This is a genomic window from Streptacidiphilus albus JL83, assembly GCF_000744705.1.
Classification (GTDB): Bacteria; Actinomycetota; Actinomycetes; order Streptomycetales; family Streptomycetaceae; genus Streptacidiphilus; species Streptacidiphilus albus.
Window position 1 is genome coordinate 2,718,955 of the sequence record NZ_JQML01000001.1, and the last position, 18,020, is coordinate 2,736,974.

13 protein-coding genes are annotated in these 18,020 nt (G+C 72.0%); 1 reads left to right on the forward strand and 12 read right to left on the reverse strand.

What is annotated here, in order from left to right; translation table 11 throughout:
• Window positions 1-89: 89 nt before the first annotated feature.
• The 9 genes from BS75_RS11815 to BS75_RS11855 all read right to left on the reverse strand — a co-directional run bounded on the left by BS75_RS11815 (window position 90) and on the right by BS75_RS11855 (window position 11,738).
• A complete protein-coding gene (locus BS75_RS11815) occupies window positions 90-1,475 on the reverse strand; it encodes a glutamate-5-semialdehyde dehydrogenase (RefSeq protein ID WP_081982260.1) in 1,386 nt (461 codons plus the stop codon).
• Window positions 1,476-1,565: 90 nt separating this feature from the next.
• Complete coding sequence (locus BS75_RS11820) at window positions 1,566-2,072, reverse strand: hypothetical protein (protein WP_034088196.1); 507 nt, start codon at window positions 2,070-2,072, stop codon at window positions 1,566-1,568.
• A gap of 73 nt (window positions 2,073-2,145) precedes the next feature.
• Window positions 2,146-3,264, reverse strand: coding sequence for a glutamate 5-kinase (gene proB / locus BS75_RS11825; RefSeq protein WP_034092865.1), 1,119 nt, complete (start codon window positions 3,262-3,264; stop codon window positions 2,146-2,148).
• A 152-nt stretch (window positions 3,265-3,416) separates the two neighbouring features.
• On the reverse strand, window positions 3,417-4,433 hold the full coding sequence (locus tag BS75_RS11830; RefSeq protein ID WP_042436908.1) for an adenosine deaminase: 1,017 nt from the start codon (window positions 4,431-4,433) through the stop codon (window positions 3,417-3,419).
• A 2-nt stretch (window positions 4,434-4,435) separates the two neighbouring features.
• Window positions 4,436-5,908: a GTPase ObgE gene (gene obgE / locus BS75_RS11835; RefSeq protein WP_042436906.1), complete on the reverse strand. Its 1,473-nt coding sequence runs from the start codon at window positions 5,906-5,908 to the stop codon at window positions 4,436-4,438.
• Window positions 5,909-6,063: 155 nt separating this feature from the next.
• Complete coding sequence (rpmA, locus tag BS75_RS11840) at window positions 6,064-6,318, reverse strand: 50S ribosomal protein L27 (protein WP_030250668.1); 255 nt, start codon at window positions 6,316-6,318, stop codon at window positions 6,064-6,066.
• Window positions 6,319-6,330: 12 nt separating this feature from the next.
• Window positions 6,331-6,645, reverse strand: a complete 315-nt coding sequence (gene rplU, locus BS75_RS11845) for a 50S ribosomal protein L21 (RefSeq protein ID WP_034088197.1) — start codon at window positions 6,643-6,645, stop codon at window positions 6,331-6,333.
• A 312-nt stretch (window positions 6,646-6,957) separates the two neighbouring features.
• Complete coding sequence (locus BS75_RS11850) at window positions 6,958-10,650, reverse strand: Rne/Rng family ribonuclease (RefSeq protein WP_456243016.1); 3,693 nt, start codon at window positions 10,648-10,650, stop codon at window positions 6,958-6,960.
• Between the two features lie 296 nt (window positions 10,651-10,946).
• Window positions 10,947-11,738: a TIGR03936 family radical SAM-associated protein gene (locus BS75_RS11855; RefSeq protein ID WP_034092868.1), complete on the reverse strand. Its 792-nt coding sequence runs from the start codon at window positions 11,736-11,738 to the stop codon at window positions 10,947-10,949.
• Between the two features lie 213 nt (window positions 11,739-11,951).
• On the opposite strand from BS75_RS11855, the gene BS75_RS11860 reads away from it, so the two are divergent.
• Complete coding sequence (locus BS75_RS11860) at window positions 11,952-12,311, forward strand: VOC family protein (protein ID WP_034088199.1); 360 nt, start codon at window positions 11,952-11,954, stop codon at window positions 12,309-12,311.
• A 62-nt stretch (window positions 12,312-12,373) separates the two neighbouring features.
• Here BS75_RS11860 and BS75_RS11865 read toward each other — a convergent pair whose 3' ends face one another.
• The 3 genes from BS75_RS11865 to mrdA all read right to left on the reverse strand — a co-directional run bounded on the left by BS75_RS11865 (window position 12,374) and on the right by mrdA (window position 17,881).
• Complete coding sequence (locus BS75_RS11865; RefSeq protein ID WP_034088200.1) at window positions 12,374-14,317, reverse strand: TIGR03960 family B12-binding radical SAM protein; 1,944 nt, start codon at window positions 14,315-14,317, stop codon at window positions 12,374-12,376.
• A 100-nt stretch (window positions 14,318-14,417) separates the two neighbouring features.
• Window positions 14,418-15,632: a rod shape-determining protein RodA gene (rodA, locus tag BS75_RS11870; RefSeq protein ID WP_034088201.1), complete on the reverse strand. Its 1,215-nt coding sequence runs from the start codon at window positions 15,630-15,632 to the stop codon at window positions 14,418-14,420.
• Window positions 15,629-17,881, reverse strand: coding sequence for a penicillin-binding protein 2 (gene mrdA, locus BS75_RS11875; RefSeq protein ID WP_052069361.1), 2,253 nt, complete (start codon window positions 17,879-17,881; stop codon window positions 15,629-15,631). The genes rodA and mrdA overlap by 4 nt, the downstream gene beginning before the upstream one ends.
• Window positions 17,882-18,020 lie beyond the last annotated feature (139 nt).

Consider the following 18,020-nt stretch of genomic DNA (forward strand, 5'->3'; position numbering starts at 1 on the left):
TACACAAAGCAGCCTAATGCCGCAAGAGCGCTTTTGTCTGTGGCTCCGCGTCCCCGCGCCGCCGGTCGAACGGGTGTCGTGGCGGGCGGTCAGCCGCGCACGTGCCCGTCGCCGGTGACGATGTACTTGGTCGAGGTCAGCTCCGGCAGGCCCATGGGACCACGGGCGTGCAGCTTCTGGGTGGAGATGCCGATCTCCGCGCCGAAGCCGAACTGGCTGCCGTCGGTGAACCGGGTGGAGGCGTTCACCATCACCGCCGCCGCGTCGACCACCCGGGTGAAACGGCGGGCGGCGGCCTGAGAGGTCGTCACGATCGCCTCGGTGTGGCCGGAGGACCACATCCGGATGTGGGCCACGGCCGCGTCCATCGAGTCCACCACTCCGGCGGCGATGTCGTAGGAGAGGTACTCGGTCTCCCAGTCCTCGGTGGTCGCGGGCACCACCACGGCCTTGGAGCCCGAGGCCTCGGCCACCGCCTGCACCCGCTCGTCGCCGTGGACGGTCACCCCCGCCTCGGCCAGCGCCGCCAGCGCCAGCGGCAGGAACTCCTCGGCGATGTCCTGGTGCACCAGCAGCGTCTCCGCCGAGTTGCAGACGCTGGGGCGGGAGGCCTTGGAGTTCACCAGGATCTCCACCGCCACCGCCAGATCGGCCTCGGCGTCGACGTAGACATGGCAGTTGCCGGTGCCGGTCTCGATCACCGGCACGGTGGACTGCTCGACCACCGTCCGGATCAGCGAGGCGCCCCCGCGCGGGATCAGCACGTCGACCATGCCGCGCGCCCGCATCAGCTCCTGGACCGAGTCCCGGCTCTCCCCCGGGACCAGCTGGATGCAGTCGGCCGGCAGCCCCGCGCCGCCGACCGCGTCCCGGAGCACCTCCACCAGCTTCTGGTTGGACGCGTACGCCGAGGCCGAGCCGCGCAGCAGCACCGCGTTGCCGGACTTCAGGCAGAGCGCCGCCGCGTCCACGGTCACATTGGGCCGGGCCTCGTAGATGATGCCGACCACGCCCAGCGGCACCCGCACCTGGCGCAGGTCGAGACCGTTGGGCAGGGTGGAGCCGCGGACCACCTCGCCGACCGGGTCGGGCAGCCCGGCCACGTGCCGCACATCGGCGGCGATGGCGGCGACCCGCTCGCGGTTCAGCGTCAGCCGGTCGATCACCGACTCGGCGGTACCGGCCTCCCGCGCCTTCGCCACGTCCACCGCGTTCGCCTCGACGATCTCGCGGGTGCGGACCACCAGCGCGTCGGCGATGGCGAGCAGCGCCTCGTCCTTCGGCGTCCGCGGCAGCGGTCCCAGCTCGGCGGCGGCGGCCTTGGCCCGGTAGGCGGCCAGCAGCACCGGGGACTGCGGCAGCGGCGACGGCAGGCTGGGCGAGGGGAACTCGGTCAGCGGCGCGCCGTCCGACGGGTTCTCAGTCGACGACGCGGAGTTCGAGGGGCTGGCGGCGGGGTCCGGAGAGCTGCTCATGGCGGCAAGCGTAATCCGTCCGGTGCGGGGAGTTCCGGTCCGTCCGGCAACCGGACCGGTCGGCGGCGCCGTTCGGAACGGGGGCGCCGCTCAGAACGGGTGGACTCCGCCGACGAAGGCCGGGGACTCGCCGTAGCCCTCGGCGATCCGCTGGTGGTAGGTGCGCCGGTCGACCACCTCCAGGCCGACCACCTCCCAGGGCGGCAGCTTGGCGGTGGCCTTGTGCTCACCCCAGAGCCGCAGCGCCATCGCCGCCGCGTCCTGCAGGTCCTCGGCCTGCTCCCAGTACCGGATCTCACCGTGGTCGGCGGCATAGCGGGCGGTCATGAAGGGGGTGTGATCGTGGGCCAACTGTTCGAGTCCGCGCTTCAGCTCCGCCAGCGGCGTGGCCCGGCCGGCGACGCTCAGCACGACGTGCCACAGCCGGCCCGGCTCTCCGCCCTCGTCCCGGTGGGAGGGCGGCGGGGTGCTCCGGGGATAGGGAGCGCGTTGTTCTGCTTGGGGGGCGGAGGGTCTGCGCGACGCGCCCCCTTCGATGCTCGTGAGTACCGGATCCGCGGTCCCCGAGGGTCGCGCACCCTGGCGCCTGCGCACCACTGCCGGCCTCCTCGCTGTCGGTGATGGTCGTCTGACTGCACCGTCCGGGCCGCATCGCCGCCGGACGCGCCGGTCAGCGCCGGTCGGACGCGGAGGGCAGCACCACCAGGTCGTCCCGGTGCACCACCTCGCGCTCGTACGCGGGGCCCAACTCCCGTGCCAGGTCCCGCGTTGACCGCCCCAGGAGTTGGGGAAGCTCCCGCACATCAAAGTTGACCAGCCCGCGCGCGATGATGTTGCCGTTTTCATCAAGAAGGTCGACCGGATCTCCGGGAACGAACTCTCCCTGGACGCCGGTGACCCCGGCCGGCAGCAGTGAGCTGTGACGCTGCACCACGGCGGCCACTGCGCCGGCGTCGAGCCGGAGTGCGCCCCGGGGCGCACTCGCGTGTTCGAGCCACAACAGCCGGTCGGTCGAGCGGCGCCCGGTGCGGTGGAACAGCGTCCCGGTCTCCCGGCCGGCCAGCGCGTCGGCCGCGAACCGCGCCGCCGTCAGCACCACCGGGATGCCGGCGCCGGTGGCGATCCGCGCCGCCTCGACCTTGGTCACCATCCCGCCGGTGCCCACCCCGGCCTTGCCGGCGCTGCCGATGACCACTCCGTCCAGGTCGGCCGGGCCGTGCACCTCGGCGATCCTGCTGGTGCCGGGCTTGCTCGGGTCGCCGTCGTACAGGCCGTCCACGTCCGAGAGCAGGACCAGCAGGTCGGCCCGGACCAGATGGGCGACCAGCGCCGCCAGCCGGTCGTTGTCACCGAACTTGATCTCGGCGGTGGCGACCGTGTCGTTCTCGTTGACGACCGGCACCGCGCCCATCACCAGCAGCTGCTCCAGGGTGCGGAAGGCGTTGCGGTAGTGGACCCGGCGGCTGGCGTCCTCGGCGGTCAGCAGCACCTGGCCGACCCGCAGCCCGTAGCGGGCGAAGGAGGCGGTGTAACGGGCCATCAGCAGGCCCTGGCCGACGCTGGCGGCGGCCTGCTGCCGGGCCAGGTCCCGGGGGCGCTGCTCCAGGCCGAGCGGGGCCAGTCCGGCGGCGATGGCGCCGGAGGAGACCAGCACCACCTCCCGGTGGCCGTCGTACGCCTTGGCCAGCACGTCCACCAGGGCGTCGACGCGGTCGGCGTCCAGCCCACCCGACGCCGTGGTCAGTGAGGAGGACCCCACCTTGACGACGATCCGGCGTGCGCCGAGCACGTCCTCCCGCAGGCTGCCTGTCACTGCGCCCCTCCCGAGCTCCGTTGCCGATCCCCGCACGTTGCCGCACCGCGCAGCAATGTACGCGAAGTGGGCGGGCGGCGTCCGCAGGACTCAGCCTGCGGACGCCGCCCGCCCGGTGCCGTGCCGTGCTACTGGTTCGCGTCCAGCTCGGCCAGCAGCTCCGCCCGGCGGGCGTCGTCGACGAAGGACGCCAGGAAGGAGTTGCGGGCCAGCCGCCGCAGCTGATCGTCCGTCAGCCCGAGCGCCTGCCGCAGGCCCCGGTAGTTGTCCTCGACGTACCCGCCGAAGTACGAGGGGTCGTCCGAGTTGACGGTGACCAGCAGCCCGGCCTCCAGCATGGCCGGCAGCGGGTGGTCCTCCAGCCGGTCCACGCAGCGCAGCCGGACGTTGGAGAACGGGCAGACGGTGAGCGGGACCTGCTCCGCCACCAGCCGCGCGACCAGCTCCGGGTCCTCCATGCAGCGGATGCCGTGGTCGATCCGCTCCACGCCGAGCAGGTCCAGCGCCTCGGCGATGTAGGCGGGCGGGCCCTCCTCGCCGGCATGGGCGACCAGCCGCAGCCCGGCCTCCTTCGCCGCCGCGTAGACCTCGGCGAACTTGGCCGGCGGGTGGCCGACCTCGGCCGAGTCCAGGCCGACGGCCGAGATCAGGTGCAGGTACGGGGCGGCGTCGGCCAGGGTCTTCAGCGCGTCCTCGGCCGGGAGGTCCCGGAGGAAGCTGAGGATCAGACCGGTCGACAGGCCGTGCCGCTCCCGACTGGTCTCCAGCGCCCGGGACAGCCCGAGGACGACGGTGCCCAGATCGACGCCGCGCCCGGTGTGGGCCTGCGGGTCGAAGAAGATCTCCGCGTGCCGCACCCCCTGCGCGGCGGCGCGCACCAGGTACGCCTCGGCCAGGTCGGTGAAGTCCTGCTCGGTCCGCAGCACGTCGGTGAGCTGGTAGTACAGGTTCAGGAAGGACTGGAGGTCGCTGAACGCATAGGCGCTGCGCAGCTCCTCCGGGGTGGCGTAGGGCAGGTCGATGCCGTTGCGCTCGGCCAGCGCGAACGCCAGCTCGGGTTCGAGCGTCCCCTCGATGTGGAGGTGCAGCTCGGCCTTGGGCAGGACGCCCTCGGGCAGGGGGTGGGCGTGGTGGGACACGGTCATGCTCAGAAGTCCTCGTCGGGTTCGATCTCGCGGCGGGGCATCGGGTCGAAGCGGGCGTACTCGGTCGCCGCGTCGTCCCGGATCAGCTCGCGCTGGCGCTTGCGGGTGACGGCGTCGCGCGGCGACTCCATCCGGTGGTCCTCGCCGCGTCGGCCGAGCATCTCGGCGCCGGCCGCCATGCTCGGCTCCCAGTCGAAGACCACGGCGTTCTCGGAGGCGCCGATGACGACGGTGTCGCCCTCCTTGGCGCCGGCCTTGGCCAGGGCGACCTCGACCCCGAGCCGGGCCAGCCGGTCGGCGAGGTAGCCGACGGCCTCGTCGTTGGAGAAGTCGGTCTGCTTGATCCAGCGCTCGGGCTTGCTGCCGATGATCCGGTACAGCTCCTCGGCCGCGTCGTACTCGACGGTGAAGCCGGCGTCGTCCACGGCGGTCGGCCGCAGCACGATCCGGGTGGCCTCCTCGACCGGCTTGGCGGCGCGGGCCTCGGTGACGATCCGGGCGAGGGCGAAGCTCAGCTCGCGCAGGCCCTTGCGGGAGGTCGCGGAGACGTCGAAGACCTCGTAGCCGCGCTCCTCCAGCGAGGAGCGGGTGATGTCGGCGAGGTCCTGGCCGTCGGGGATGTCGGTCTTGTTCAGCGCGACCAGCCGCGGCCGGTCCTCCAGGCCGCCGTACTGGGCGAGTTCGGCCTCGATCATGTCCAGGTCGGACAGCGGGTCGCGGTCGTTCTCCAGCGTCGCGCAGTCCAGCACGTGCACCAGCACCGAGCAGCGCTCGACATGGCGCAGGAATTCGAGCCCGAGGCCCTTGCCCTGGCTGGCGCCGGGGATCAGTCCGGGGACGTCGGCGATGGTGTAGACGATGTCGCCGGCGGTGACCACGCCCAGGTTGGGGATCAGGGTGGTGAAGGGGTAGTCCGCGATCTTCGGCTTGGCTGCGGACAGCACCGAGATCAGCGAGGACTTGCCGGCGCTCGGGTAGCCCACCAGGGCGACGTCGGCGACGGACTTGAGCTCCAGCACGATGTCGCGGTCGTCGCCGGGCTCGCCCAGCAGCGCGAAGCCGGGGGCCTTGCGGCGGGCGGAGGCCAGCGAGGAGTTGCCCAGACCGCCCCGGCCCCCGGCCGCGACCACGAAGCTGGTGCCGTTGCCGACCAGGTCGGCCAGGACCTCGCCGTCCTTGCCGAGGACGACGGTGCCGTCCGGCACCGGCAGCACGAGGTCGAAGCCCTCGCCGCCGGTGCGGTGGTCGCCCGCGCCCGGCTTGCCGTTGCCGGCCCGGCGGTGCGGGGTGTGGTGGTAGTCCAGCAGGGTGGTCACCTGCGGGTCGACGACCAGGGTGACGTCGCCGCCCCGGCCGCCGTTGCCGCCGTCGGGACCGCCCAGCGGCTTGAACTTCTCCCGGTGCACGGAGGCGCAGCCATGGCCTCCGTTACCCGCGGCGACATGCAACTCGACGCGGTCCACGAAGGTGGTCATGGTGCGGTGCCTTTCGTTAGGGGGGTACTCGGCTGTTCTTGTCCAGAAACACCGAGGGTGGACCGGAATGTTCCGATCCACCCTCGATGTCACGTTGTCACACGCTGTTCCAGCTCGTGCTGGTCACTCCGAACAGGTCCTGCGGTCCGCCTGGATCAGGCGACCGGGACGATGTTCACGACGCGACGGCCACGGTGGGTGCCGAACTCGACCGCACCGGCGTTGAGCGCGAACAGGGTGTCGTCGCCGCCACGGCCGACGCCGGAACCCGGGTGGAAGTGGGTGCCGCGCTGGCGGACGAGGATCTCGCCGGCGTTGACCTTCTGGCCGCCGAAACGCTTGACGCCGAGGCGCTGAGCGTTCGAGTCACGACCGTTACGAGTAGAGCTTGCGCCCTTCTTGTGAGCCATTTCCGCCTCCCCTTACTTCGCCGAGTCGATGCTGGTCACGCGGAGCGCGGTGTGGCGCTGACGGTGGCCCATGCGCTTGCGGTAACCGGTCTTGTTCTTGTACTTCATGATGTTGATCTTCTCGCCCTTGTGGTGGTCGACCACCTCGGCGCGAACCTTCACACCGGCCAGGACCCACGGGTCGCTGGTGACCGCGTCACCGTCGACGATGAGGATCGTCGAAAGCTCCACGGTCTCGCCGACCTTGGCGTCAACCTTGTCGGACTCGAAAACATCGCCGACAGCAACCTTGTGCTGCCGACCGCCGCTACGCACGATCGCGTACACCGCGAACCCACTCTCAACTCGGTCGGAGCTCCTGACGCCAGCCTCCCCGCAACGAAACGGCAAGGGGCCTCCCCCGGGCGCGAGGCTCGGGAGGGATGTGCTCAGGAGCGGGGCGTGACAGTACAGAATGCAAAGCACGCCGAGGGTCAAGGCTACGGACCGCGAGCCTGTGGGTCAAACCAGCCCACCCGGGACAGCGGCGCAGGCCGGAAGGGGTGCCCAGAAGCTCTGCGGCGGCCCGCAACGGCCCCGCCCCCGTCCCTCCGGAGCTCCGGAGGGACGGGGGCGGGGCCGCCGTGCTGCGTGCTGCTGCTACTCGGCCGCGGTCTCGGCGGCCGCGCTCTTCTTGGTGGCGGTGCGCTTGGTGGCGGCCTTCTTGGCCGTCGCCTTCTTCGCGGTCGCCTTCTTGGCCACGGTCTTCTTCGCCGCCGCCTTCTTGGCCGGAGCCGACTCGGCCGGGGCCTCGGCGGCGTCCGCGTCGGCGGCTGCCGCCTTCTTGGCGGCGGCCTTGCGCGGGGCGCGCTTGCGCGGCGCCACCGGCTCCTCGACCACGGGCTCCTCGACGACCGGCTCGGCCACGACCTCGGCCACGGGCTCCGCCACGACGGTCTCGGCGACCGGCTCGGCGGCGGCCTCGGTGCGGGCCGGGACGACCAGCACCGCCGCCTCCTGCGCCGCGGTCGGCGGACCGGCCGGCGAGGTGGCCTTGCGGACCGCACGGCGACGGGTGCGCGCCGGACGGGCCGAGGCCTCGATCATCGCCTCGGCCAGTTCCTCGGCCTCGGCCTGCACCGCGGCGTCCAGCGGAACCGGAGCGGCAACCACGGTCTCGACCGCCGCGGGCTCGGGCTCCACCGCTGCGACCTCGACCACCTCGACGACCTCGGCGTCCGGGGTGACGATCTCCAGGTCCTCGACGTCCTCGGCGTTCAGGCCGCGCGCCAGCACCTCGTCCGCGAGGTCGTCCAACTGCTCCTCGTGGTCGTGCTCGTGGTCGTGCTCGTGCTCGTGCGTCTCCAGGCCGTCGCCGCCGCGACCGCGACGGCGGCGCTTGCCGCCGCCGGCCTGGGCCGAGCCGCCGGACTCCTCGCCCGGACGCGGGCCGGAGAAGCCCTTGGGCACCGCCGGGGGCTGCTCCATGTGGACGATGACGCCGCGTCCGTTGCAGTGGACGCAGGTCTCGGAGAAGGACTCCAGCAGGCCCTGGCCGACCCGCTTGCGGGTCATCTGCACCAGGCCCAGCGAGGTGACCTCGGCCACCTGGTGCTTGGTCCGGTCCCGGCCCAGGCACTCCAGCAGCCGGCGCAGCACCAGGTCGCGGTTGGACTCCAGCACCATGTCGATGAAGTCGATCACGATGATGCCGCCGAGGTCGCGCAGCCGCAGCTGGCGCACGATCTCCTCGGCCGCCTCGATGTTGTTGCGGGTGACCGTCTCTTCCAGGTTGCCGCCCTGGCCGGTGAACTTCCCGGTGTTGACGTCGACCACGATCATGGCCTCGGTCTTGTCGATCACCAGCGAACCGCCGCTGGGCAGCCAGACCTTGCGGTCCAGCGCCTTCATCAGCTGCTCGTCGATCCGGTAGGTGGCGAAGACGTCCACCTCGGAGGTCCAGCGCTGGAGCCTGGGCACCAGGTCCGGGGCGACCCCGGCGACGTACTCGCTGATGGTCGACCAGGCGGTGTCGCCGGAGACGATGACCTTGGTGAAGTCCTCGTTGAAGATGTCGCGGACGACCCGGACGGTCATGTCCGGCTCCCCGTAGAGCAGCGTCGGCGCGTTGCCGCTGCTGACCTTCTTCTGGATGTCCTCCCACTGCTGCTGCAGCCGCTGGACGTCGCGGGTCAGCTCCTCCTCGGAGGCGCCCTCGGCGGCGGTGCGGACGATGACGCCCGCGTCGTCGGGGACGATCTTCTTGAGGATGTTCTTCAGCCGGGCGCGCTCGGTGTCGGGCAGCTTGCGGCTGATCCCGGTCATCGAGCCCTCGGGCACGTACACCAGGTAGCGGCCGGGCAGGGAGATCTGGCTGGTCAGCCGGGCGCCCTTGTGGCCGATCGGGTCCTTGGAGACCTGCACCAGCACCGAGGAGCCGGACTTCAGCACCGACTCGATCCGGCGCGGACCGCCCTTGACGCCCAGCGCCTGGAAGTTCACCTCACCGGCGTAGAGCACGGCGTTGCGGCCCTTGCCGATGTCGATGAAGGCGGCCTCCATCGACGGCAGCACGTTCTGCACCTTGCCCAGGTACACGTTGCCGACGTAGGAGGTGGCCTGCTCCTTGTTGACGTAGTGCTCGACCAGCACGTTGTCCTCAAGGACGCCGATCTGGGTGCGCTCGCCGTGCTGACGGACCACCATGACCCGCTCGACGGCCTCGCGGCGCGCCAGGAACTCGGCCTCGGTGATGATCGGCACCCGGCGGCGGCCCTGCTCGCGGCCCTCGCGGCGGCGCTGCTTCTTGGCCTCCAGACGGGTCGAGCCCTTGATGGACTGGACCTCGTCCGGGTCGAACGGGATGTCCAGCGGCGGCGTGCTCGACACCGAGGTGCGGCGGCGCGGCTCGCGGACCTTCACCACGGTGCGCTCCGGGTCGTCGCCCGAGGCCACGGCCTCGACCTCGGCCGGACCGTCCCCACTGCGGCGACGGCGGCGGCGACGCCGACGGCTGGACGCGGACAGCGCCTCGCCGAGGTCGTCGTCCTCCTCGTCCTCGTCGTCCTCGTGGACGGCGTCCTGCGCCTGGGCGGCCTGCGGCTCGCCGTTGGCGGCCTCGAAGTCGTCGCCCTCGCCACGACGGCGGCGACGACCGCCACGGCGGCGGCGGCGCGAGGGGCGGCCGTCCTCCCACGGCTGGTCCTGCTCGGCGCGACCGTCCTCGGTCTCCTCGACCTCGTCCAGCTCCTCGACCTCGTCGAGCGGCTCGACCGGGGCCGCGACCGGCGCGGTGAAGGCCGGGGCGGAGGTCGCCCGGCGACGGCGGCGGCGGTTGCTGTAGGACTCGTCCTCGTCCTCGGCGGGCTCGGCGACCGGCGCCGGCGCGGGCCGGCGGACCGGCTCGGCGCCGAGCGGGGTCCGGCCGCTGGAGAGCTGGAACACGGCGGGCGCGGTCGGCGCGGCGGGCGCGGAGGCGCGGGCCCGGCGGGCCTGACGGTTCAGGAAGGGCTCCGGCGCGGCCTCGGTCCCCTCGGTCTCCTCGACCGGGGTGGTGACGGGCGCGGCGACCGGCGCGGTGGCCCGGCGACGGGTCCGACGGCGACCGTCCTCGACCGGCTCGTCCGACTCGGCGGCCGTCCGCTCGACGGCGGGGGTCGCCACGGCGGCGGGGGTCGCGGCCTCGGCCGGCGGGGTGAAGGCGGCGACCGGCACGGCCGGGCGGGCCGGGACGACGATCTCGGCGGGCTCCTGGAACACCGGCGCCTGGAAGATCGCGGTGGAGGGCCGGACGGCGCGGCGGCGGCCACGGGTCCCGGTGTGCTCCTCGGCGGGCTGCTGGACCGGCGCGGGGGTGGGCTCGACCACGGCCTCGGGCTCCACGGCCTCGGGCTCGACCGGCTCGGCCTCGTCCGCGACAGGCTCGGCGGGCTGCTCGGGAAGGGCGATCTCGGTCTGCACCGGCTCGGCCTTCTTACGGGTCCGGCGGGCGCGCTTCACCGGCTCGGCCGGGGCGTCGACCGACGTCTCGACCGGCGCATCGACGGCAGCCGGGCTCTCCACGGCGGGCGCCTCGACGACGGCCTCGGCCGTCGGCTCCGGCTCGGCCTTCTTGCGGGTGCGGCGGGCGCGCTTCACCGGCTCGGCCGGGGCCTCGGTCACGGCCTCGGCGGCCGACTGCGCCTCCGTCCCGGCGGACGCGGGCGCGTCGCCGGCGTTCGCCTCGGCGACCGGCGGACCGGCCGGACGGCTGGCGGCCCGGCGGCGGCGCGGGGCCGCCTTCGGGGCTGCGCTGCCGGCCGGGGCGGTGCCCTCGGCGCTGTTCTGTTCGTTCGATTCGTTCTGTTCGTTGATGTCGAGCATCCGGGCGGTTCTCCCGTCATGCCCCCGGGCGCCGCGCTTCTCAGCGGGCGCCGCACAGGGACTCACGTGTGTCGATCAGCGGTCCGCCGGGCGGTTCCGCCGATAAGTCTTCTGGTCCGGCCAGTCTTCAGGTCGTATGTCGCGCCGGGCCGTGCACTGGTGCGGGCACGGCCGGGTGCCTGGTCCCCGGGTGGCTCCCAGGGGCCCGCACAAACGCGGTCGGGCTTCGACGACGAGCCGCGGTGCACCTTCGGCACAGTGCGCAGACCAGACCGGCCGACCGCTGCCTACACGGGCTGCGACTCGGGCTCCTCGGATGGGAGCGCCGACGCCGCGCCACGGTCGGGCGCGAACGGGTCGGTCACCGTCCCGGACTCCTCGTCGAGCGGCCCCTGCGCCAGCCTGGTCACCCCAGCGGGGACCGGCAGCGCGAGGTCGGCCGTCGCACGGAGACCGGACAGGACGTCATCGGGTCGGACGGCGGGTGTTGCGTGCCGAACAACCAGCCGCAGTATCGCACAGCCACGGCCTGCGGGGATATCGGTAGTACTTTCGGGCAGCGCCGGTACACCCGCGTCCACCTGCGATTCGGTGACTTCGAGACTCACCACGGCCCCGCGCGCGTCGAAGGTGCGCAGGCCGTTCTTCATCTGCCGCTGCACCTCGACGCTCTCCTCGGCGAGGAAGGCGGCGACCGCGGCGCGCGCGGCGTCGGGGTCGACCCCGTCCAGCCGCAGCTCCCAGAGGGAGGCTTCGAGCCGGTCGGTGAAGTTCGACGTGCGGGCCTCGACGGCGTCGATGATGTCGAGGCCGATCGGCAGCGACTCGTCCAGCTGGGCCCGGAGCAGTTCGACGTCGCGCGGGGCGCTGAGCGCCAGCTCGACGTACTCGGCCTCGCTGGCGGAGCCGGTGGGGGCGGCGTTGGCGAAGCTGATCCGGGGGTGCGGGGAGAAGCCCGCCGAGTACGCCATGGGGACTGCGGAGCGGCGCAGCGCGCGCTCCAGGGCCCGCTGGAAGTCGCGGTGGCTGGTGAAACGCAGCCGGCCGCGCTTCGTGTAGCGCAGGCGGATGCGCTGCACCACCGGCGCGGGCGGCGGACCGTCGGGCGTGCGGCGTGCCAGTGCGCTCAGTCCTTAGGGAGGAGGAACAGGAGTCTTGTCTACTCCCCCAAGGGTACGCGGCTCTGCTGTGCCCACACCACGCGTGCCCTCGCGAACGGAGCAGCGGCACGCCGGCGCCGCGTCCTGGAATCCCGCCGACACGACGAGCGCGCCCACGACGAGGGAGTCCCGATGATCGGCCGACTGCAGACATTCGCCCTGGACTGTCCGGACCCGGTCGCCCTGGCCGGCTTCTACGCCGGGCTGCTCGGCGGCAGGATCGAGGACGACGGCGAGGGCTGGGTGGACCTGATCGGCGACCACGGCACCGCCCTGGCCTTCCAGCGGGTGGACGACTACCGGGCGCCGCAGTGGCCCGACCCGGACCACCCGCAGCAGGCGCACCTCGACATCGCCGTCCCCGACATCGCCGCCGCCCACCCCGAGGTGCTCGCCCTCGGCGCGACCCCGCCGGCGGACTGGGACGGCAAGCAGTCCTGGCGCGTCCACGCCGACCCGGCCGGCCACCCCTTCTGCCTCTGCGTCCATTAACTGCAGCGGGAATTGACGATGCGTCAATTCCCGCTGCAGTTACTGGACGGAGTCCGTGACGGCTACTTGTTGACGACCGCCAGGGGCAGCAGCTTCACGCCGGTCGGGCCGATCTGGATGCTGGTGTCGAGCTGGGGGCAGACGCCGCAGTCGAAGCAGGGGGTCCAGCGGCAGTCGTCCACCTCGACCTCCTCCAGCGAGTCCTGCCAGTCCTCCCAGAGCCAGTCCTTGTCCAGGCCGGAGTCGAGGTGGTCCCAGGGCAGGACCTCCTCGTACTGGCGCTCGCGGGTGGTGTACCAGGCGACGTCGACGCCGGTGCCGGCCAGGCCCTTCTCGGCGGCGCGCATCCAGCGGTCGTAGGAGAAGTGCTCGCGCCAGCCGTCGAAGCGGCCGCCGTCCTCGTAGACCGCGCGGATGACCTTGCCGAGCCGGCGGTCGCCGCGCGACAGCAGGCCCTCGACCAGGCCGGGCTTGCCGTCGTGGTAGCGGAAGCCGATGCTGCGGCCGTACTTCTTGTCGTTGCGCAGGACGTCGCGGAGCTTCTTCAACCGGTCGTCGGTCGCGTCGACGCCGAGCTGCGGGGCCCACTGGAAGGGCGTGTGCGGCTTGGGCACGAAGCCGCCGATGGAGACGGTGCAGCGGATGTCGTTCTGCCCGCTGACCTCGCGGCCCTTCTGGATGACGTTCTTCGCCATCTCGGCGATCTGCAGCACGTCCTCGTCGGTCTCGGTGGGGAGGCCGACCATGAAGTACAGCTTCACCTGGCGCCAGCCGTTGCCGTAGGCGGCGGCGACGGTGCGGATGAGGTCCTCCTCGGACACCATCTTGTTGATCACCTTGCGGATCCGCTCGCTGCCGCCCTCGGGGGCGAAGGTCAGACCGGAGCGGCGGCCGTTGCGGGTGAGCTCGTTGGCCAGGTCGATGTTGAACGCGTCGACCCGGGTGGACGGCAGCGACAGGCCGACCTTGTCCGCCTCGTAGCGGTCGGCGAGGCCCTTGGCGATGTCCGCGATCTCGGTGTGGTCGGCGGAGGACAGCGACAGCAGGCCGACCTCCTCGAAGCCGGTGGCCTTGAGGCCGCGGTCGACCATCTCGCCGATGCCGGTGATGCTTCGCTCCCGCACCGGGCGCGTGATCATGCCGGCCTGGCAGAAGCGGCAGCCGCGGGTGCAGCCGCGGAAGATCTCCACGGACATCCGCTCGTGCACCGTCTCGGCCAGCGGGACCAGGGGCTGCTTGGGGTAGGGCCACTCGTCGAGGTCCATCACGGTGTGCTTGGACACCCGCCACGGCACGCCGGAGATGGTCGGCACCATCCGGCCGATCCGGCCGTCCGGCAGGTACTCGACGTCGTAGAACCGGGGCACGTACACCCCGCCGGTCCGGGCCAGCCGGAACAGCAGTTCGTCGCGCGGGCTGCGGCCGTCCGCCCCGGGGCGGCCCTCGGCCTTCCAGGCCCGGATGACCTCGGTCATGTCCAGCACGGCCTGCTCGCCGTCGCCGATGACGGCGGCGTCCAGGAAGTCCGCGATCGGCTCCGGGTTGAACGCCGCATGGCCGCCGGCCAGCACGATCGGGTCGTCCACGGTCCGGTCCTCGGCCAGCAGCGGGATGCCGGCCAGGTCCAGCGCGGTGAGCATGTTGGTGTAGCCCAGCTCGGTCGAGAAGCTGAGGCCGAAGACGTCGAAGGCCTTCACCGGGCGGTGCGCGTCCACGGTGAACTGGGGCACCCGGTGCTCGCGCATCAGGGCCTCCAGGTCGGGCCAGACGCTGTAGGTGCGCTCGGCCAGCACGCCCTCGCGCTCGTTCAGCACCTCGTAGAGGATCATGACGCCCTGGTTGGGCAGGCCGACCTCGTAGGCGTCGGGGTACATCAGCGCCCAGCGGACGTCACAGGCGTCCCAGTCCTTGACCGTGGAGTTGAGCTCGCCACCGACGTACTGGATCGGCTTCTGGACGTGCGGGAGGAGGGCCTCCAGGCGCGGGAAGACCGACTCGACAGACATAGAGGAGGACTTTCGTGTGGACACAGGGGTGACCACTCAGGATAACGCGGCGCGGGGGTCCGCCGGGCCGCCCGGCGATCCGGCCGGTGGCCGGGCGGTCTCAGCCGCCCATCGGCGAGCGCTGCATCCGGACCGACTGGAGCAGTCCGATCCCGGTCCAGATCGCGAACATGGAAGAGCCCCCGTAGCTGACGAAGGGCAGCGGGATGCCGGCCACCGGCATGATGCCCAGGGTCATGCCGATGTTCTCGAAGCCCTGGAAGCCGAACCAGGCGACCACGCCGGCCGCGACCAGGGTGCTGTAGAGGTCGTCCGCCTGCCGGGCGATCCGGCAGGCCCGCCAGAGCACCACGCCGAGCAGCACGATGATCAGCCCGGCGCCGACGAAGCCCAGCTCCTCCCCGGCGACGGTGAAGACGAAGTCGGTCTGCTGCTCCGGCACGAACTGCCCGGTGGTCTGGGTGCCGTGGAAGAGCCCGCTGCCGGTCAGCCCGCCGGAGCCGATGGCGATCCGGGCCTGGGCGGTGTTGTAGCCGACACCGGAGGGGTCGAGGCCGGGGTCGGCGAAGGCCGCGAAGCGGGCGATCTGGTACTGCTTCAGCAGGTGCAGCCGGACCACCGCGAAGGCGCCGAGGCCCCCGCCCGCGACCAGGCCGAGCAGCCAGCGGGTGGAGGCCCCGGAGGCCAGCAGCAGGCCGAGGATGATCACCACCATCACCATGGTCGAGCCGAGGTCCGGCATCAGCAGGATGACCCCGATCGGCAGCCCGGCCAGCAGCAGCGACTGGATGATCGCCCCGCCGCGCGGAAACCGGTCCTCCCCCGCGTCCACCCGGGCCGACAGCAGGGTGGCCATGCCGAGAATGATCGCGATCTTGCAGAACTCGGAGGGCTGGACCGAGAAACCGCCGCCCAGCACGATCCAGGAGTGCGCGCCGTTGACGGTCGAGCCCAGCGGGCTGAGCACCGCCAGCACCCCGACCAGCGCCAGGGCGTAGAGGAACGGCACGGCGGTGCGCAGCCGGTGGTGCCCGAGCAGCACCACGGCCGCGCACAGGCCGATCCCGATCGCCGTGTTCATCAGGTGCCGGACCAGGAAGAACTGCGGATCGCCGTGGTTGATGTCGCTGCGGGCGCGGGTCGCCGACCAGACCAGCAGCGAGCCGATGCCGGAGAGCGCCAGCGCGGCCAGCACCAGCGGCCAGTCCAGCCGCCGCAGCGCCGAGCCCTTGGCCGTCAGCCGGCCGAGCAGCCCGCGCTGCGGGGTGTAGCGGGGGCTGCGGTAGCTGGTCGTCAGTCCGCCGAGGCCGGTCATGCGCCCTCCCTCCGCTCCGGGGCCAGGGCGAAGAGCGGGCCGGGACCCGCCGCGAACGGCAGGCTGGAACCGGGCGCGGAGACCGTCACCGCCGGGACGCTCGCCTCGGCCTGCTGCACCGCCGCCGCCCGGAGGTCGTTCTGCTGGAGCGCGGTGGCCTGCTCGACGATGCCGGAGGGGGCGAAGGTCGGCAGCGCCGTCTGCGGGGTCGGCAGCAGCGCCTTCTTCGGGTCGATGCTGTTGTCGGCCTGGATGCCGTAGAGCGCGTTGTAGATGTTGCGGACGGCCGGTCCCGCGCCGCCGGAGCCGGTGCCGCCCTGGGAGATGGTCATCACCACGGCGTAGTCCTTGGTGTAGGTGTCGAACCAGGAGGTGGTCTGCTTGCCGACGACCTCGGCGGTACCGGTCTTGGCGTGCAGCTGGATCTTGTCCTGCGGCCAGCCCGCGAACTTCCAGGCCGCGGTGCCCTCGGTGACCACGCCGGCGGTGGCGGCGTCGATGTACTGGAGGGTGCGCTGGGTGTCCGGGAGCCTGCCCTGCACCACCGGGGCGATGTTCTGCACCAGCTTGCCGGTCGGGGTGACCACGGCCTTGGCGATCTCCGGTTTGTACAGCGTGCCGCCGTTGGCCAGGGCCGAGTAGATCCGGGCCATCTGGATCGGGGTGACCAGGGTGTCGCCCTGGCCGATGGCGTAGTTGACCTCGTCACCGGCGCGCAGGGTGGCGAAGTCGGTGCAGTCCTCGCGGGCGATCTGGGTCAGGTAGTCGTTCTTCCCGGAGGCCGCCTGCTGGCACCAGGTGTTCTTCATCTCGGCGTAGTAGGCGTCGTGCCAGGCCCGGTCCGGCACCCGGCCGGCGACCTCGGCGGGCAGGTCGATCCCGGTGGCCTGGCCGAGGCCGAACTGGTGCGCGGCCTTGTAGAGCCAGTCGGCCGGGTGGGTCGGCCTGGTTCCGCCGTCCTTCATCCACTGCTGGTAGGCGATGTTGTAGAAGACGGTGTCGCAGGAGACCTCCAGCGCCTTCGACAGGTTGATCATGCCGAAGTTCTCACCCTCGAAGTTCTTGAACTCCCGGCCGCCGATCATCATCGAGGAGGTGCAGGGGAAGGTGTCGCTGTAGGTGTAGCCCGCGTTGATCGCCCCTGAGGTGCTGACCACCTTGAAGGTCGAGCCGGGCGCGCTCTGACCCTGTATGGCCCGGTTCAGCAGCGGGAAGTCGGAGTTCGCGTTGGTCAGCGCGGCGTAGTCCTTCTCCGAGATGCCGCCGGTCCAGATGTTCGGGTTGTAGGTGGGCGCGCTGGCCATGGCGATCACCCGCCCGGTGTGGACGTCCATCACGATCACCGCGCCGGAGTCCGCCTTGAAGTTCTCCTTGGTGACGGTGTCCCAGGTCTTCCGCAGCGTCACCAGCGCCTGCTGCAGCTGCTGCTCGGCGATGCCCTGGATCCGGGCGTCGATGCTGGTCACGATGTCGTTGCCGGGGGACGCCGCGCTCTGCCCGGCACTGCCGATCACCCGGCCCAGGTTGTCGACCTCCAGGTTGTCCACGCCCGGCTGGCCGCGCAGCTGGGTGTCGTAGACGGACTCCAGGCCGGCCCGGCCGACCTGGTCGGAGGCCGCGTAGGCGGACTTGCCCTCGGCGTTGGTGGCGGCGTTGATCTCGTCCTGGGTGACCGGCGACAGGTAGCCGAGCAGCTGGGCGGCGTTGGCCCCGGCCGGACCGGGGTACTGCCGGACCGCCGTGGGGTCGGCGGTGACACCGGGGAAGTCCTCGCGGCGCTCCATGATCTGCATCGCCTGCTGGGCGGTGGCCTGCTCGGTGACCGGGATCGGCTGGTAGGGCGAACCGTTCCAGCAGGGCTGCGGGGTGACCGCGTCGCACAGCCGGACCTTGTCGTGGACCTCGGTCGGGCTCATCCCCAGCACCTGGGCCAGCCGGCCGAGCACGGCCTTGCCGCCGTCCTGCTGCTGGAGCAGCGCGGTGCGGCTGACGGAGACCACCAGCTGGGTGGAGTTGTCCGCCAGCGGCATGCCGTTGGCGTCCAGGATCTCGCCGCGCACGGCCGGGACCAGCACCGGCCGGATGTGGTTGGAGACTGCCTCCTGCGAGTACTGCTGGCCGTTGCGGATCTGCAGGAACCAGAGCCTCCCGCCGAGGGTCGCCAGCAGGGACAGGACGATGACCTGGAGGATCAGCAGGCGTCCGGTCACCCGGCTGCTGCGCCCCCCGGTCTCCGGGGTGTGGTTCATGGGTCTCGCTTCCCGCCCTGGTGGTACGGATGCCGGTGGTACGAAATGCCAGTGGTGCGAAATGCCGGTCGTGCGAAATGCCGGTCGTGCGAAATGCCGGTCGTGCGAAATGCCGGTGGCCGTGCGCCCGAGGGCGGCC

What these genes read in the sequence shown, in the direction of transcription:
- BS75_RS11815 (WP_081982260.1), bottom strand. Translation starts at nt 1,475, where the DNA reads ATGAGCAGCTCTCCGGACCCCGCCGCCAGCCCCTCGAACTCCGCGTCG.
- BS75_RS11830 (WP_042436908.1), bottom strand. Translation starts at nt 4,433, where the DNA reads ATGACCGTGTCCCACCACGCCCACCCCCTGCCCGAGGGCGTCCTGCCC.
- obgE (WP_042436906.1), bottom strand. Translation starts at nt 5,908, where the DNA reads ATGACCACCTTCGTGGACCGCGTCGAGTTGCATGTCGCCGCGGGTAAC.
- rpmA (WP_030250668.1), bottom strand. Translation starts at nt 6,318, where the DNA reads ATGGCTCACAAGAAGGGCGCAAGCTCTACTCGTAACGGTCGTGACTCG.
- BS75_RS11860 (WP_034088199.1), top strand. Translation starts at nt 11,952, where the DNA reads ATGATCGGCCGACTGCAGACATTCGCCCTGGACTGTCCGGACCCGGTC.
- BS75_RS11865 (WP_034088200.1), bottom strand. Translation starts at nt 14,317, where the DNA reads ATGTCTGTCGAGTCGGTCTTCCCGCGCCTGGAGGCCCTCCTCCCGCAC.
- rodA (WP_034088201.1), bottom strand. Translation starts at nt 15,632, where the DNA reads ATGACCGGCCTCGGCGGACTGACGACCAGCTACCGCAGCCCCCGCTAC.
- mrdA (WP_052069361.1), bottom strand. Translation starts at nt 17,881, where the DNA reads ATGAACCACACCCCGGAGACCGGGGGGCGCAGCAGCCGGGTGACCGGA.